The organism is Nocardia sp. NPDC049737 (genome assembly GCF_040674755.1).
In the GTDB taxonomy this organism is placed as follows: domain Bacteria; phylum Actinomycetota; class Actinomycetes; order Mycobacteriales; family Mycobacteriaceae; genus Nocardia.
Genome location: NZ_JBFANH010000001.1, coordinates 521,818 through 536,626, shown reverse-complemented (window position 1 = coordinate 536,626; position 14,809 = coordinate 521,818). Strand labels below are relative to the sequence as shown.

Sequence of the window (14,809 nt, the reverse complement as noted above, 5' to 3'; positions counted from 1 at the left end):
TCAGACCGCCTTTCCATCGTTGTGGTCTGTGACCTGGGTGTCTTCGTGATCAGCGGCACCGCCCGCGATCACCCGTAGCCCGGGTCGCGGAACAGGCGAGGACTCGGCAGGCTTGCCGGCCAGCACTGTGTCCAAATCCTTGAGGGTCAAACTCGGCGCGCCCGACAGATCCAGACCGGCCGCAACAGTTCGGATCACGTTTTTGGTCGCCTCACCACGGCAGTAGAAGGTCAAGCCCGCACAGTCGGCGCGGTCAGCGACCTGCAACGCTTGGGCCACCGAACTACGTGCCGCAGCAATGCTTTTCGCGGTCAGCTCAACCTCGACCGCCCACCATTCACCGTCGTTGGTGAGGTACCGGCCGTCATGGATATGCGGACGCTGCTGCCCGGCCTTCAACAGACCGACCTCGGCGCGCAGCTGCCGCTCAGAAATCCAGCGATCCAGATCCATCCCGGTCAGCGTCAGGCGCAGCTGGAATACAGCTTTCGTGTGAGCGGCCATCTTCGGAGTGGGCACCCAGTAGCGGACCGGCCGTCCCAACAGCGCTTCCGCTGACGACTTCGTCGGAAAGATCCACGCTGGCCCCAACACAGGACGCAGCCGCTTGTCACTGATCATGCCGGCAGCGGCCCATTTCGACACGATGCGATAGGTCCGCGAGCTACTCACGCCTAGCATCTCGGCAACCACATCCATTGGTGCGCCGTACATCTCGGCCAAGATCGTCAGCCCAGCCATGTCGCGCGGCGAAAATCGAATGCTCATCGATCCATCCCCTCTCGGTCGGCGCCACGCGCGAGCGAGTCAGCCAAGGCATTGCCTGTGGCCTTGTAGCCCGCGAGAGCGCTGGTGGATGTGTTCCAGCCCGGACCCGGATCCCCGACCTGCTCGAACTCGGCGCGATCCACGCCGTGACGTTCCGCCGCACGCAACTGGTGCTCACGAGTCGCCTTCTCCAAAGCGGCCAGCTGCGCGGGCGTCGCCTGCCGCTTCTCGGCGGCAAGATTGATGTCGTACAGGTGCGCTACCTGATCACGCCCATAACGGCGGAACGGGATCTTGCCCGCGATGTCCTGACCGTTGCGGCGCAAACCCTGCGCCTCGAGCTGGCGACGCGTCCGCAAATGCGAAGGCGCGCAACGCCACTGGTAAACCGGGATACCGCCCTCGGTCGGCTGCTCGGTCATCGCCGCCACCCCGTAGGCGTCGGAATATCCTGCGGCGGAACACAACCCAGCGCCGAGGCATGCGCTACCTGATCATGGCGGCACACATTCGGCGACGGCACATAATCCTGGTAATCGATCCACGCCTTCCCACACGCCGCGAACGCGATCAACAGACCGAACATCAGCAGCCCAAGCCGCACAAGCGGCGGCAGCAGCCCAAACAATTGCCCACCCGCGCGAGCGACCTGAGCATCGGTCTTCACCACCGGCCCGATCACCGCTCGGCCCCGTCCCGCTCATCCCGCTCACGACCGTTGACCAGGTCCGCGAGCGTGTGCCCTGTGACCGTGGCGAGGGCGGAGGTCGGCGCGGTCGCCCCCGCGGGCTGCTCTCGCTCCGGCTGCGGGTACTCGCGGACCTTCTCCGCCAACTCACGAGCCGGATGCAAGTGGAACTCCGCCGTGCCGGCCATAGCTTTGACTGCATCGCCAAGCCGGATCGCGGTGTACTTGACGTTGATGCGGCCGTACTCCTCGATAGGGCTCCGATCACCGCTTGGTGGCGGATTGTTGTACCGCTCCGCGTGAGGCTCCAGCGCCGCATAGCGGGCCTGCAATGCAATCGCGCACTGCCGCAACAGCTCCTGCGCCTGGATGATCGAATCCAACTCATCCAGCAACTCGACCGGATCGTGGAACGGCTCGCTCATCGCCGCACCCCCAGCCGCGGACGAAATCGCCACACAGCCACCAGAAGCAGAAGCATCACCGCGACCCCGACAACCTCGGGTTGCGTCAGCAGCAGATACCCGACAGCCACCGCCGCGAGAACCGCACCGAACGTCCGTGCCCTCATCGCTGCCCCTCCTCATCGGCTTCGGAGTCGACGTAGAGGTGGCCCAGATCAGTGCTGACATGGCCGAACTCGCGGCCGACCAGCTCCATAAGCGCCCGTGCCTCGTTCAGCCACTCGGCCGCGTCCGTGGCCGCGTTGATGGCCCACCAACGTTCGCCGCGGTGCGCGTCATGGGTGAGGTCAGAATCGGAAGCCAGTCGCCCGGCCCACACCGAGAGCTGGCGGCATACCTGCTCAGCGCTGTGCGCGGCGGCGGTGAGACTGCCAACAGCGACGTACACATCGGCAGGATCAGCGAGTGCCTTGCTATCGGCGCGAAGGGTGGCATGGGCGAGGTACCGCCACAGTTCCGCGATTCCGCTAGCGGCGGTGATGATGCTGTCGGCCGTGTACGGGCCAACGGTCGGCCACAGAATAGAAATTGCGTCCGATCGGTCAATCTCCTTGGGAGACAAGGACTTGTCGTGCATCTCGACTGGATCGCGGAGTGGCTCATTCATGTTCATCGTTGCCCCCCAGTCGCATCAGCTGCTCATCGACCTCAGTGATGTCGATGGCCCGCTGCGCAGCGGAGAGAACTACATCCGGTGCCCAGCCACACACGAAACCCATTGCGTAATCACGCTGCTCAGCCGTCAGCGATTGCCATGCCGCCAGCGCTTGTCGCACGTATGGGTCAAGACCCTCGAACGGATCGGTGACTACGTCCGGTGCGACACCAAAACTCCGGGCGCGCATCACGATTCACCGCCTTGGAGGTTCCGCACGCGACGACGGCGAACCTGCGCAGACTTCAGCGCGAGCCGCGAGTAATGCGCCTTACGAGCCTGATCTGCCCTGTAAGCGCGTTCTTCAGGGCTCAACAACCCGTCCGGGTCGACCAGACGGTCGAACTTGGTCAGCAGCGCTTCGCGCGCTTTCGCGGTGCGCGCCGCCCGGTCCGGCGTCCGCGCCCACGATTCGTGGGCCGCAATGCGTGCCCGAAGCGCGCGCTCCACCGGGGTGCTCATGCCGCACCGCCAGCGACGGAAGTAGGCGCATCAACCGGTTGAACGAGAGCAAGCACCGCCGCGCGACGAACGCGCCACCGGCGGCCGTTGACCAGCCATCCCTGGAGGTCACCGGCCTTGATCCAGTTCTTGATGGTTTTGGCGTCGACGTCAACAAGGGACGCCGCGGTCCTGACAGTGATGAGGTCCTCGGGGACCTGGATAGAAGAAGGGAGATTGATTGTCATCGAGAGTCCTCCTGGGAAATCCGGAAAGTTCTTCCAAGACAGGCTCTCTCGGCACAAAGTCCTATTAAAGGCCAAAATATGGGCCATTGATGGGACAAATCACGGCCGCTTTTACTGCAACGGCCGCTCTAAGGCACTAGACTGTCCTCATGTCAACCGCAGGTAACGCAGCACTTCGCGCCGCCAGGCAGGCCCTCGGCATCAGGTCTCAAGCCGATCTGGCGAAGGCGCTGACTGACACGGCCCGCGAGATTGGGCTGCGGGCTGAGGTCGCTCCCCGGACCGTGCGTAGATGGGAATCGGCAGAACCGCCATGGCCTCACCACGATCATGTGTCGGCGCTTGAGGCACTGTTTCGACGCCCGATCACCGAGCTTGGATTCACCCCTCCATGGGCAGATGAACGCCAAGCATCCGATCGCAGCGGGCTGCCTGAGCCCCGAGTCTCAGCCAGTCAACGGCTACCCAATGCGGCGTCGCATCAGCTTCCGCCTTCCGTTGCAACGGATTTCGCAACCGTGACTGTCTCGCATCGCCACATGTATTGGTCCATCTCCGCAGCGCGACTTCATCGGCTCGTTGCCGAGCACGCGCAGCTCGGAATCGACCTTTTGCCACAGGTGCCTGGCGCTGCGAAAGAGGTCCTCGCCCGCGCAGTTTCAGAATCAAACTTGCTCGCTGGCAGGTTGGAGTTCTTTGACCTTCAGCAGCCAGAGTCAGCGCACACAAGCCTCGTTCTCGCTCTCCAGGCCGCGCACGAGGCGTCCGACTCACTCCTCGGCGCGGCAGCGCTCGCACACATGGCATTCGCTCCCGCCTTCTCCGGCGAACCGGCACGCGCGGAGGAAGCGCGCGAACGACTCCGCGCTGCCCGCGCCTTCGCGCGGCGCGGCGGTGCGAACGCCGAATTCACGGCTTGGCTTGACGCTGTCGAGGCCGAGGTTGAAACCCGGTTCGGAGATACGCGACGCGCGCTAACACTGATCCATCACGCCGAAGATGCATACAAGAGCCACAGCCCCGACACCGATCCGTCTCCGTCGTGGATGGACTGGTTTTCGCCGACCCGCCTGGCTGGCTTCAAGGGCAACACGCTACTCACCGCTGGGAGAGGCCGTGAAGCGCGCGAGACGCTCACAAGCGTGATCGGCGACCTGCCTCCAGAAGAGGTCAAACAGAAACCGATCTACCTCGCCGATGCGGCAGCTGCATGTGTTCTGGAGAAGAACCCGGAGGCCGCGTGCGGTCTTCTCGAGGAAGCGCTCGACCTCCTCGCCCGAAATTGGTACGCCACCGCGCTTGATCGAATCAAAGCTGTGCGGCAGTCACTTCGACAGTGGGACTCGTTGCCTGCGGTCCGCGCGCTCGACGAACGTCTGTACGACTGGCACACGACGGTGAACTCACTGATCAGCTAGTTGTGGCTAGTTCGCCACGTTCTCAACACCGACGATCCCCGGCAGCTCGTTGAGGTCACGAATTCTCCAATCGGAGAGTTCCGTGACCTCTTCTTTTTCGCGATGGATCCAACCCCACGGACCACGCTGTAGATACGCAGTCCGCATCCCGACTCGCTTTGCTGGTGCTACGTCGTTGTCAATCCGATCCCCCACATAGACAATTTCAGCCGCAGCGCAGCCCGCCGCCTCGATTACCTTGCGGAAGAACTCGGGGTCCGGCTTCTGGATTCCCCAATCATCGGACGTGGCAATGAAATCGGTCGGCAGATCCAGCCCGCGCAGCAGACCTCCGGCACGGACTGTCTGATTACCGACGACTCCGACCCACACGCCCATCTCGCGGAGCTTCGACAGTGCAGGCCTCACGTCGGGATACAGGTCGTCTTCTCCGAACCACTCGGGCTGGCCAGCATCAGCCCGAGCCTGCCGCTCGAGGTCGAGATCGAACCCAGGCCGAAACACCTGGAAGGTCTCGCGGTAGTCGAGGCCCGACGCAATGACGGCACCGAAAACTGCAGCGAACGTGTGCCGCGGCACCCCCAACCAGTCAGCCCAAGTTCCATATTCCCGGGTCTCGTCGACCAGCGTTTCGCCCACATCGAAGACCACAGCACCGATCACGTCTCTACCCGTTCCTTCCATCGAGTTCGAACTCCCAGGATCTCATCAATCCCGACGTATGGTCCTGCCCGCCCCCGTCCTCGAGCGGCCGGGTGACCATTTACCGGAGCGATGGGCGGCCTCCATGGTCCGCGCGCCTGCGGCCAACAGTTCCGGCGCAGCCTCGGTTACAGAACGCGAGACGATGTGGTCTGGTCCATAGCGCTCGCACACTTCGGCGAGGCGGCTTGAAATATCGGTGGTATCGCCAGTCGGCGTGGTGGTCATGTCAGCCCACCAAAGGGCATCGCGAAGCGGACCGCACTCATCCGGCCACGGCATGGGAACCTTGCGGTTCCGCGCCTCGACTCGTGCGCATGAGTGATTTGCGACGAGCGCGCACAGCCGGGGCGGCGCCCCCTGGTCCCGAAGAAACTCCGCACCGTCAACAGGATGAAACCCTGTGCGCACCAACTGCGGCGAATAACCGACATCGTGCAGCCAAGCGGCGGCGACAAGCAGGTCGCCATCATCGACCAAGCCTGCAACAAGCTCAGCACGACGCGCGACGCCCGCGACATGCGCGAGTCGGGTGGGGAGGTCGCTCAGCAGTTCTTGCGCGGTCCGTTCGGCCCATTCCAGTAGCTCTCCAGCCATGTCGTCACCGTAGCCGCTCTGAGGGCGACGGCCGGTCGTCAAACCCAACTCGCACCCGCCGCTGTACGGGTATCTCACAGCTTGTCCCCGAGACGTGCTCGGCGGTGGGCTGCTTTTGCGCGTTCGTCGGCAACGGACTTGCCGTATCGATCGAGCATCTGCCTCGAGCGCCATCCGGCCAGCATCATGAGGTCCTGCTCCTGGCCGCCGTTGGCGAGCCAGTTGTGGGCGAACCAGTGTCGCAGCATGTGCGGGTGAATGTGGTCGATGCCCGCGGCCTGGGCCCGGCGTTCCAGCATCTGCCGTATGCCATGGTCGGTCATCGGACCCTGCCGACCGAGCCAGAGCCGGTCGCTCTTCTTCGCGAACGGGTGTTGGTTACGGGCCCGCAGGTACCGACGCAGTGCGATGCGCGTCTTGTCGCCGAACGGAGACGATCGTGGCCGGCCGCCCTTGCCGACGACCAGCGCGCTGTCTTCCTCGAAGTCGAGATCGTCCACACCGAGGTTGGCGACCTCGCCGCAGCGACATCCCGTGTCCGCGAACAGACGGATGATCGCGTTGTCCCGCCGCGAATCGAAGTCGGTTCCGGCGCACTGGTCGAGCAGGGCGCGCAGGGATTCGAGACTCGGTACCGGCACGAGCTTGTCCGGAGCGTCCGGCAGACTCAGCTTGTCGAACGGGTTGGAGTCGATAATGTCCTCGGCCGCAAGGTATTTGAAGAACTGCTGAAGGCTCCGATACTGGCTGCGCGCGTACTGGGGGGACAGCGGCTCGCCAGTGCGGCGGTTCGTTCTCGATAGCAGCGTCTCGATGTACCCGCCGATGTGGTCACGGGTGATCTCGGGTGCGTCCGTCGGCAGAGCTTCGGAGATCAGGTAATCGGCGAAGTAGCCGATGTGGACCAGGTAGACATCGATCGTCTTCTTGGCGCGGTTCTTCCGCCTCAGCTCGGTCGCGAAGTCGTCGCGCAACTCGCGGATGTCGTCCAGCGAAACGGTCCCCATACCGCCCGATGGTACCGCAATAATCTATTCGTGGAAGAGCGCTGTTCTAGATCGAAACCTCTCGTGAAAAACAAAAACCCCCTGCTCAGAGGGGGTTTGTGGGGCGGGCGGGGCTCGAACCCGCGACCAATGGATTATGAGTCCACGGCTCTAACCGACTGAGCTACCGCCCCTTGTGTGGTGGATATCGATAGCGTTGGGGATGGTACCGGGTGGGGTGGGGTGGGCACCACTCGGATAGGGGGTGGTGTGGTGACCTGGTGGTGAGGGTGGGGGTGGTTAGGGTGGGGTGTAAACCGGGAACAGGCTGGAGGGTGGGCTGTGGCTAGTGTGTTTGCGAATGTGCTGAAGGTGCATCAGTGGGTTTATGAGAACAGTGGTGGGGTGGTGGGGCATCGGGTGCTGTTCGGGAATCCGACGTTGTTGTTGCGGACGGTGGGGCGGAAGACGGGGCAGGGGCGGACTTCCGCGCTGACGTATGGGCGGGATGGGGCGGATTATTTGGTGACCGCGTCGAATGGTGGGTCGCCGCGGCCACCGGGGTGGTTGGCGAATGTGAAGGCCAAGCCGGAGTGTGAGATTCAGGTCGGCCGGCGCAAGATAGCGGTGATCGCGCGGGCGACGCTGCCCGACGATCCAGATTATGCGCGGCGCTGGGCGATTGTCGACAAGGTCAATCGGGGACGTTACAGCGCGTACCAGAAGATGACCAAGCGGCCGATCGCGGTGGTGGTGTTGACTCCGGTCGGGTGAGTTCAGTCGGCTTCCCAACCGTCGTAGTCGTCGTCGACATCACCACGGTCCCAACCGGTCTCGCTGCGCGGCGGGCGGCTGGCCCACTGCACGCTGAGAGCGACGAGACCGAGCACTGCGAGGACGACGACTACGACAATCAGCGTTTGCACGCGGGCACCCTAGCGCCCCGAAGGGGTTACTTGCACGTACGTGAGACAAGTTGTCACGGAAGGCCGTTCAGACCGTAAGAACTGTGCGTCCTATGGCGGTTCGCGATTCTATTGCCACATGCGCGCGATCGGCTTGCTCGAGCGGGAAGGATTGGCCGATAACGACTTCCAGCCGTCCGGCCGCTGCCTCGGCCAGTGAACGGGCGGTCAGGGCGAGCCAATCGATATCGCCTTTCCCGGTCAGATCGAACAGTCCGAGCGCGTCGATTCCGCGTGCTGCCACCGCTTCTCGATCAAAGTCGGCGAATTGTCCTGCGGCAGCACCATATCCGATGAAGCGACCGCCGTCGGCTGCGGCTTCGATGGCGCCCGCACCCAATTCGCCACCCGCACCGTCCAATACAACGTTCGCACCGGGCCCACCGGTCGCGGCACGCGCCTTCGTCGACCAGCCGGACTCGGAGTAGTCGATGACAGCATTCGCGCCGAGACGCGCCGCGAGCTCCAGCTTGGCGCTGCCACGTGCCGCGGCCACTACATTCGCTCCGGCCGTGCGGGCCAGCTGAATCAGCAAGGTGCCCAATCCCCCACCCGCCGCGGTGATGAGCACCCATTCACCGGGCTGGATCGCGGCTCGATCGAAGATGGCCAACGCGGTCTTGCCGTCGTGGGCGAGTGCTACCGCCGCCGACATGCTCAGTCCTTCGGGTACGGTGACCAGGGTTTCGGCCTTGGCGAGTGCCTGCTCCGCGTAGCCGCCGATCGGCTGGCCGCCGCCGATGCCGCTGGCGGCGGTGTCGGTGACAACGCGTTTGCCGATCCAGCTCGGGTCGACGTCCGGACCGACCGAGGTGATTACCCCGGCGACCGCACCACCCGGCACATACGGCGGTTCGAGCGGGAAAAACTCGGTGCCCCAACCACTTCGAAGCTGGACATCGAGGAACATGACGTCGGCGGCCGCGACGTCGACGACCACCTGTCCCGGCTCGGCAACCGGCTCCGGCACTTCACGCACCAAAAGAACCTCGGGCCCACCGAATTCCGCAGCGTGCACAGCGCGCATGACAACCTCCATCAATTCCTGAATCGATCCGACGTGGACCAGCCTGGAACCTGAAGCAGGATTGAGGTCAAGCCCAGGGCGGCGATTACGCTCAGCGCAGAACTTGGAATAGAAGCGACCTCAGATCCCAACACGCCCGCCGGGCACCCACTCGCACTGCGTCCAGATAGCTTCTGCCGTATCGCGCCCTGGTTCGGAGGGTCCGTCGAACGCAGTCGAATGGCGGTCACCCACGCCGCATTCGACCGCCGAATCACTACGCTCGGCGAGCCGCCGGAGCGGGTGGCGCAGCAAAGGCGAGGCACTAGAAGCCAAGGGGAGCACGATGCAGTGGAACCAGCGGGTCAGGAACCGATGCCACGACAGCTGCTGCCACCACCACAACCGCCTCTGCAGCTACCGCTGATACGGCCGCTACCGCTGCCGGCGCTACGACCCCGCTACCGCTGCCGGCGCTAGAACCCCGCTACCGCTGCCGGCGCTACGACCCCGCTGCTGCTGCCGGCGCTGCTACCGCCACAACGCCCCGGCCGTTGGTACCACCGCCGCCACTGATACCGCCCCCGCCGCAACGCCGCCGCCACTGATACTGCCCCGCCACAACCACTACTGCCTCCCCTGCAACCGCCCGGACCCTCGAGTCGTTGCTGCCCGAATCTCCTACATCCCACGACGAACTAGGCCCGCCGACCCACGCGAACCCGTGGCGCGGCGTCCGACTCGGCAGGTCGGTCACCAGCAGCACGAACCCAGCGGTCCCCCACGATGAGGTAATCAGCAAGTCCAACAGCAGAGCCAGAATTCAGGACCCGCCACCAGCACAGCTACTCCAGCCCCTGCCACAGCCGCCACTGATACTGCCCCGCCACAACCACTATCGCCCTCCCCCGCAACCGCCCGAGCCATTGCTGCCCGAACCTCCCACATCCCACGACGAAGAACTGGCGAACCCGCGGCGCGGCGTCCGACTCGGCAGGAGGACACCAGCAGCACGAACCCGGCGATCCCGCCCATCAGCGAGAGCAACAGCAGAGCCAGGATTCAGGACCCGCCACCACCACAGCTACTCCCGCCACCGCCGCAACTACTACTGCTCCCACCACCACAGCTGCTACCGCCCCCACAGCTACTTCCGCCGCCACCACCACAACTGCTGCCGCCGTGGTCATGTCCATGTCCGTGGTGGCCATGCCCATGGCTTCCACCACTGCCCGGATCGAACCCCGCTCCTGACTCGAACCCCGCGGCCCCATAAACCCACGGTGATTCACTGGAACCCCCGTACCCCGCCCGCCCGGGCGGCAACGGCCTGCGGGTCGCCCGCGTGATCAGATACGCGACCAATGCCGCAATGCCGCCGCCGACCACAAGGATGACCAGGAGTACAACGAAGAAAACCGCCATTCCGAAATGGTATAGGCCCTCTCCCGCACACTGAACCCATGAAAAGCAACGGCTCGCCGAACAGTCACCCATTAGCCGTAGAGTGAATCGTGGCTTTCTTACGAAACCGTCCCGACCGCCGAATCGACCTGAGCGATGTCGACCGGGTAGTGGCCGCACTCGAATTTCCGGACGCGGTTTTCAAAACCAGCCCGTGGCAGCCTCGGGAACTGGTGGAAACCGGGCTGCGGCAGTGGCTGCGCTGTTGCGGCGCGGCCATGCGCGACGGTCAGGTTATCGGCATGCCCTCCCATGCGGTGGACGAGGCCTGGCACGGATTCATTCTGTGCACGCAGATGTATGCCGCATTCTGTGCCGCGGCATACGGCCGGTTTCTCCATCACTTCCCGGAAGGCGTTGCGACGAAAGGTGTTTCGCACGGATCCATGGGCGAACAACTCGGCCGCACGGTAGTCGCGTGGTCGATGGTCGCAAAGCCCGGCGAGCGGTGCGTGCTCTGGGATCTCGACAGCAAGGTAGGCGTCGAACACCCCTGGGGCATCGGTGTCGAGCGAGTTGCGGCCATCGAGGCCGAACTCGCGGGCACACGTCAGGCGCTCAGGTGAGCTTCACCCGCGCGGCGAAGAACCGCACCACCGCCGGGGCGAACTTGTTGAACTGGTACTGCAGCCGCGCCTCCGGGGTGACCGGCACGATGCTGCGATTCCGTTCGACCGCACGCACGATCTGCGCCGCCACCTTCTCCGGCCCGTAACGTCGTGCCTGGTACAGCTTGTCGTACCGCTCCTGTTTGCGCTGCTCCTCCTCCGCGCTGACCCCCGAAAACCTTGTCGTGGCAACGATATTGGTGTGCACGATGCCGGGGCAGATGGTGTGCACGGAAATGCCGCGCCCGGCCAGTTCCGCACGCAGGCAGTCGGAGAACATGAATACCGCCGACTTACTGGTGGAGTATGCGCTGAACCCCTGCTGCGGACTATAGGCCGCCATGCTGGACAGGTTGACGATATGCCCGCCGAGTCCGCGCTCGGCCATCGCCGAACCGAAGGCGCGGCACCCGTTGACCACGCCGCCGAGATTGATCCGCATGACCCGATCGAACTCGGCCGACGGCGTATCCAAGAACCCACCGGCCTGGCCGATTCCGGCATTGTTGATCAGAATGTCGGGCACACCGTGCGCGGCGAGAACATCGACCGCGTGCAGGTGCACCGCTTCCTCGTCGGAGACATCGAGCTGATAGGCATGCGCCACACCGCCTTCGGCGGCGATCAGCTCGCGCGTCTGCTTGGCCGCATCCAGATTGATGTCCGACAGCACGATTTCCGCACCGAGCCGGGCGAATGCCAGGCCCGTCTCGCGACCGATACCGCTGCCGCCGCCGGTGATCACCACGAGCTGATCCTCGAACGGCTTTCGGCCGCGCCCGATTTCGGCACGACGCAGGCCGCGCGGCGCCACACCGCCGTTGACCGCGTCGATGAGCTCGGTGGTCGCGGTGGCGAGCAATTCGGGATGGGAGAACGGCATCCAATGTCCGGCGGGCACATCGCGGCGCCACAGCCGCGAAACCCATTTGCGCGCATCGTCATAGCCTGCGGGCCGCACCGCGACATCGCGGCCGGCGACGATCAACTGCACCGGCACCTCGGTGCGGCGCTCGCGCGGGGCGAGCATCCGCGGCAGGATATTGGCACGGTAGATGAGCAGGCCCGCCACGGCGTCACGACGGAATGTCGGGCCGAGAACGATATTCGACGGCGCGGTGTCGTTCATGATCGAAACGATGCGCTGCCAACGCTTTTCGTGCGCGACAACCCGGAACACCTGACTGAGCCCGGGCGTCATGGAGAAGACCGTGTAGCCCGACGACAGCGCCTGGGTGAGCGGCTGCCACAGATTGCGCGGCGTCGGCCGGGACAGCCTGGCGCGCACCCATTTCGCGAGATGATCCAGGTTCGGTCCGGAGACCGAGGTGAACGAGGCGACCCGCTCAGCCGCGTGCGGTTCGCACACCGCCTCCCACACCTGGACCGAACCCCAGTCGTGCGCGAGGACGTGCACCGGTTGATCCGGGCTCACCGCGTCGGCGACGGCGAAGAAGTCACCGGCCAGCGCATCCAGGCGGAAGTCTTGGGCGCGGCGGGTGGGGGTGGACTCGCCGTGGCCGCGGGTGTCGTAGGTGACGACGTGGAAGCGCTCGGTCAGCAGCGGCACCACCGCATTCCAGAGATAGTGAGTATCCGGCCAACCATGCACCAGCACAATGGTTTCCGCGCTCGGATCGCCGTATTCGAAGACGGCGATATCGAATTCGCCGCTGCGCACGATTCGCCGCGTCGCGGCCGAGTCCAGGTCGGTCGTCGTCATTGAAGTAACTCCTCGAGGTTCCTACTCACAGGTCCAATACCAATCGCCCACTCCGCGCACGCGAGACGCAAACGAGCATCTCCCCCGCCTCGTGATCGGCCGCGCTGAGCACGCTCTCGCGATGCTCCGGTTCACCGGAGAGCACCCGCACCTTGCAGGTCCGGCAGAAGCCCTGGCGACATGAATACGGCCGATCCGGGCGAGTCCGCAGAATCGTCTCCAGCGCCGACTTATCGGCGGGCACCTCGACAACTTCACCGGTGGAGGCGAATTCGAGCTCGAATGGCATACCGTCGACGATGGGCGGCGGCGAAAATCGCTCGGAATGCAGTTCGACGCCGGGCATTTCGCGCACCGCACCGGCTATGACGGTCGTCATCGGAACCGGGCCGCAGCAGTACACGGCGGTATCGCGGGTGATCCCTGCGAGCAGCGTTGCGGCGGCGGGCAATCCGTGTGCGTCATCGGTGCGCACGGTGACCCGATCGCCGAATCCCGCGATCTCGTCGAGAAACGGAAGAGTGTCGCGAGTGCGCCCGGTGTACACCATCGACCAGTCGATGCCGAGCCGCATCGCCAAGCGCGCCATCGGCAGAATTGGCGTGATCCCGATCCCGCCTGCGATGAAATGCAAACGGGCGGCGGGTGATCCGTGTCCGGGAACCGCGAACGGGAACGCATTGCGCGGACCGCGAACCACAATGCGCGATCCGACCGGCAGCTCGTCGTGCACTTCCACCGAACCACCGCCGCCGTCCGGAATCCGGCGCACCGCAATCCGATACGCCCGGGTATCGGCCGGATCACCACACAGCGAATACTGCCGCAACCGCCCCGACGGCAACTCCAGATCGAGATGCGCACCCGGTCGCCACGGCGGAAGTTCGCGCGCATCCGGCGATTCCAGCCGCAGGCTCACTACATCCTGGTCGTGCGCCTCGATGCGTCGACCGGTCACCACCAGCGTCAGCCGATGGTCGTCGGCGCGCGGTGACAGATCGCGGCGGTTGATGATCGTGGTCCACCGCAGCCGCGCCGAGGCGACCGTATCGAGAACCCGGACCGCCCGATCCTGGTCGCGCTTACCGAACAGGTCGGCTGGCCGCTGCTCGGGCATCGGTCGCCAGTTCAAGACGCAACCGCCTGGGCTGCGGGCGATTTGGCCAGATACGCTACCGCCTGCGCAGTCGAACCGACGGCCTGCGGATTGTAGCCGGGCTTGAACGTCGTCAGCGCACTCCACAGCAGTGAGGGCACACCGGGCAGCGCACCGCGCCACATCGAACCGAAAACCCGCGTGATCAGGCGCGGATAACCGAGGTCGGGCAGCGCGGGATCCTGGTGCACCATGAACTTGGTGCCGCGCACCACCAGCGTGATGAAGATCGGGAAGACGATCGTCATGATGGCCGCCCGCCGCACGTAACCCGCGCCGAAGTAGACGGCCACATCGTGTGCGACGTGCCGGTGCTCGACCTCTTCGGCGCCGTGCCAGCGGAACAGGTCGGCCACGCGCGGGTCGGCGCCGAACTTTTCCAGATCGGCATTGAGCACCCAATCGCCGAGGTAGGCGAAGAAATGTTCCAGGCAGGCGATGATCGCCAGTCGCTCCACCATGACCTGCCGCTGCGCGACACCAATGACATCCTTGGGTCCGAGTGACTTGCGGAACAGGTATTCCGCCTGCCGCACGTACGGTTGCGGATCGACGCCGTTGGCGGCGAGCACCTCGTGCAGCACCTTGTCATGCGTCTCGGCGTGCATGGATTCCTGACCGATGAAGCCGAGCATGGCCTCGCGCAGTTTCTCGTCCTTGACGTAGGGCAGCGCCTCGGAATAAGCGGCGCAGAACATGCGCTCGCCCTCGGGCAGCAACAGGTTCAACGCATTGATCAGATGCGAGGCGATGGGTTCGGCGGGCATCCAATGCAAGGGAGTATCCGCCCAGTCGAACCGCACATTGCGTGCGTTGAGGGCGACCTCACCGGGATCGACGTCCACCCGCCGACGTGCCCTACGAAGTAGCTTCATCGATACTCCTTGATCTCACCGCCGCGTCTCAGCCATCCCGCGACA

Annotated in this window: 21 protein-coding genes and 1 tRNA gene; 4 read left to right on the top strand and 18 right to left on the bottom strand. The window is 64.6% G+C overall.

Features of this window, described 5'->3' with window-relative positions; genetic code table 11:
- The 9 genes from AB0J47_RS02600 to AB0J47_RS02560 are packed head-to-tail and all read right to left on the bottom strand — an operon-like array spanning position 1 to position 3,264.
- The gene (locus tag AB0J47_RS02600) at positions 1-768 is read right to left on the bottom strand and encodes a hypothetical protein (RefSeq protein ID WP_364339641.1); all 768 of its coding nucleotides are present in this window, start codon (positions 766-768) and stop codon (positions 1-3) included.
- Positions 765-1,190: an RRQRL motif-containing zinc-binding protein gene (locus AB0J47_RS02595; protein ID WP_364339639.1), complete on the bottom strand. Its 426-nt coding sequence runs from the start codon at positions 1,188-1,190 to the stop codon at positions 765-767. Before AB0J47_RS02595 ends, AB0J47_RS02600 begins: the two co-directional genes overlap by 4 nt.
- On the bottom strand, positions 1,187-1,450 hold the full coding sequence (locus tag AB0J47_RS02590) for a hypothetical protein (protein ID WP_364339637.1): 264 nt from the start codon (positions 1,448-1,450) through the stop codon (positions 1,187-1,189). The genes AB0J47_RS02595 and AB0J47_RS02590 overlap by 4 nt, the downstream gene beginning before the upstream one ends.
- Positions 1,447-1,881: a hypothetical protein gene (locus AB0J47_RS02585; RefSeq protein WP_364339635.1), complete on the bottom strand. Its 435-nt coding sequence runs from the start codon at positions 1,879-1,881 to the stop codon at positions 1,447-1,449. Before AB0J47_RS02585 ends, AB0J47_RS02590 begins: the two co-directional genes overlap by 4 nt.
- Positions 1,878-2,027, bottom strand: coding sequence for a hypothetical protein (locus tag AB0J47_RS02580; protein ID WP_364339633.1), 150 nt, complete (start codon positions 2,025-2,027; stop codon positions 1,878-1,880). The genes AB0J47_RS02585 and AB0J47_RS02580 overlap by 4 nt, the downstream gene beginning before the upstream one ends.
- Positions 2,024-2,527: a hypothetical protein gene (locus tag AB0J47_RS02575; protein WP_364339630.1), complete on the bottom strand. Its 504-nt coding sequence runs from the start codon at positions 2,525-2,527 to the stop codon at positions 2,024-2,026. Before AB0J47_RS02575 ends, AB0J47_RS02580 begins: the two co-directional genes overlap by 4 nt.
- Positions 2,520-2,768, bottom strand: a complete 249-nt coding sequence (locus AB0J47_RS02570) for a hypothetical protein (RefSeq protein ID WP_364339628.1) — start codon at positions 2,766-2,768, stop codon at positions 2,520-2,522. Before AB0J47_RS02570 ends, AB0J47_RS02575 begins: the two co-directional genes overlap by 8 nt.
- The gene (locus AB0J47_RS02565; protein ID WP_364339626.1) at positions 2,765-3,037 is read right to left on the bottom strand and encodes a hypothetical protein; all 273 of its coding nucleotides are present in this window, start codon (positions 3,035-3,037) and stop codon (positions 2,765-2,767) included. The genes AB0J47_RS02570 and AB0J47_RS02565 overlap by 4 nt, the downstream gene beginning before the upstream one ends.
- Complete coding sequence (locus AB0J47_RS02560) at positions 3,034-3,264, bottom strand: helix-turn-helix domain-containing protein (protein WP_364339624.1); 231 nt, start codon at positions 3,262-3,264, stop codon at positions 3,034-3,036. The genes AB0J47_RS02565 and AB0J47_RS02560 overlap by 4 nt, the downstream gene beginning before the upstream one ends.
- Positions 3,265-3,413: 149 nt before the next feature.
- On the opposite strand from AB0J47_RS02560, the gene AB0J47_RS02555 reads away from it, so the two are divergent.
- Positions 3,414-4,682: an XRE family transcriptional regulator gene (locus AB0J47_RS02555; RefSeq protein ID WP_364339621.1), complete on the top strand. Its 1,269-nt coding sequence runs from the start codon at positions 3,414-3,416 to the stop codon at positions 4,680-4,682.
- Between the two features lie 6 nt (positions 4,683-4,688).
- On the opposite strand, the gene AB0J47_RS02550 is transcribed toward AB0J47_RS02555, so the two are convergent.
- Together AB0J47_RS02550 and AB0J47_RS02545 are read right to left on the bottom strand one after the other, a co-directional pair.
- Complete coding sequence (locus AB0J47_RS02550; protein ID WP_364339619.1) at positions 4,689-5,345, bottom strand: HAD family hydrolase; 657 nt, start codon at positions 5,343-5,345, stop codon at positions 4,689-4,691.
- Positions 5,346-5,390: 45 nt separating this feature from the next.
- Positions 5,391-5,864, bottom strand: a complete 474-nt coding sequence (locus AB0J47_RS02545) for an HD domain-containing protein (RefSeq protein ID WP_364339805.1) — start codon at positions 5,862-5,864, stop codon at positions 5,391-5,393.
- Here AB0J47_RS02545 and AB0J47_RS02540 point away from each other — a divergent pair.
- Positions 5,778-5,969: a hypothetical protein gene (locus AB0J47_RS02540; RefSeq protein WP_364339807.1), complete on the top strand. Its 192-nt coding sequence runs from the start codon at positions 5,778-5,780 to the stop codon at positions 5,967-5,969. The two genes, AB0J47_RS02545 and AB0J47_RS02540, sit on opposite strands and share 87 nt — an antisense overlap.
- Positions 5,970-6,055: 86 nt before the next feature.
- Here the strand turns inward: AB0J47_RS02540 and AB0J47_RS02535 are convergent, their stop codons facing one another.
- Together AB0J47_RS02535 and AB0J47_RS02530 are read right to left on the bottom strand one after the other, a co-directional pair.
- The gene (locus AB0J47_RS02535; protein WP_364339617.1) at positions 6,056-6,988 is read right to left on the bottom strand and encodes a tyrosine-type recombinase/integrase; all 933 of its coding nucleotides are present in this window, start codon (positions 6,986-6,988) and stop codon (positions 6,056-6,058) included.
- Positions 6,989-7,087: 99 nt separating this feature from the next.
- Positions 7,088-7,161, bottom strand: a tRNA-Ile gene (locus AB0J47_RS02530).
- A 148-nt stretch (positions 7,162-7,309) separates the two neighbouring features.
- On the opposite strand from AB0J47_RS02530, the gene AB0J47_RS02525 reads away from it, so the two are divergent.
- Entirely contained in the window at positions 7,310-7,741 is a 432-nt protein-coding gene (locus tag AB0J47_RS02525; protein WP_364339615.1) for a nitroreductase family deazaflavin-dependent oxidoreductase, read from the top strand.
- 2 nt (positions 7,742-7,743) lie between these two features.
- Here AB0J47_RS02525 and AB0J47_RS02520 read toward each other — a convergent pair whose 3' ends face one another.
- Positions 7,744-7,893: a hypothetical protein gene (locus AB0J47_RS02520; protein WP_364339613.1), complete on the bottom strand. Its 150-nt coding sequence runs from the start codon at positions 7,891-7,893 to the stop codon at positions 7,744-7,746.
- A gap of 67 nt (positions 7,894-7,960) precedes the next feature.
- Positions 7,961-8,959 (bottom strand): zinc-binding dehydrogenase, encoded by a 999-nt coding sequence (locus tag AB0J47_RS02515; protein ID WP_364339611.1) that lies wholly within the window; start codon positions 8,957-8,959, stop codon positions 7,961-7,963.
- A 1,493-nt stretch (positions 8,960-10,452) separates the two neighbouring features.
- On the opposite strand from AB0J47_RS02515, the gene AB0J47_RS02510 reads away from it, so the two are divergent.
- Positions 10,453-10,968 carry a hypothetical protein gene (locus tag AB0J47_RS02510; protein WP_364339609.1) on the top strand — a complete coding sequence of 172 codons (516 nt, stop codon included), beginning with the start codon at positions 10,453-10,455 and terminating at the stop codon, positions 10,966-10,968.
- On the opposite strand, the gene AB0J47_RS02505 is transcribed toward AB0J47_RS02510, so the two are convergent.
- The 3 genes from AB0J47_RS02505 to AB0J47_RS02495 are packed head-to-tail and all read right to left on the bottom strand — an operon-like array spanning position 10,961 to position 14,764.
- Positions 10,961-12,733 carry an SDR family oxidoreductase gene (locus tag AB0J47_RS02505; protein WP_364339607.1) on the bottom strand — a complete coding sequence of 591 codons (1,773 nt, stop codon included), beginning with the start codon at positions 12,731-12,733 and terminating at the stop codon, positions 10,961-10,963. The two genes, AB0J47_RS02510 and AB0J47_RS02505, sit on opposite strands and share 8 nt — an antisense overlap.
- A gap of 25 nt (positions 12,734-12,758) precedes the next feature.
- Positions 12,759-13,850 (bottom strand): PDR/VanB family oxidoreductase, encoded by a 1,092-nt coding sequence (locus tag AB0J47_RS02500; RefSeq protein WP_364339605.1) that lies wholly within the window; start codon positions 13,848-13,850, stop codon positions 12,759-12,761.
- Positions 13,851-13,861: 11 nt separating this feature from the next.
- Positions 13,862-14,764: a metal-dependent hydrolase gene (locus AB0J47_RS02495; protein WP_364339603.1), complete on the bottom strand. Its 903-nt coding sequence runs from the start codon at positions 14,762-14,764 to the stop codon at positions 13,862-13,864.
- Between the last annotated feature and the right edge of the window lie 45 nt (positions 14,765-14,809).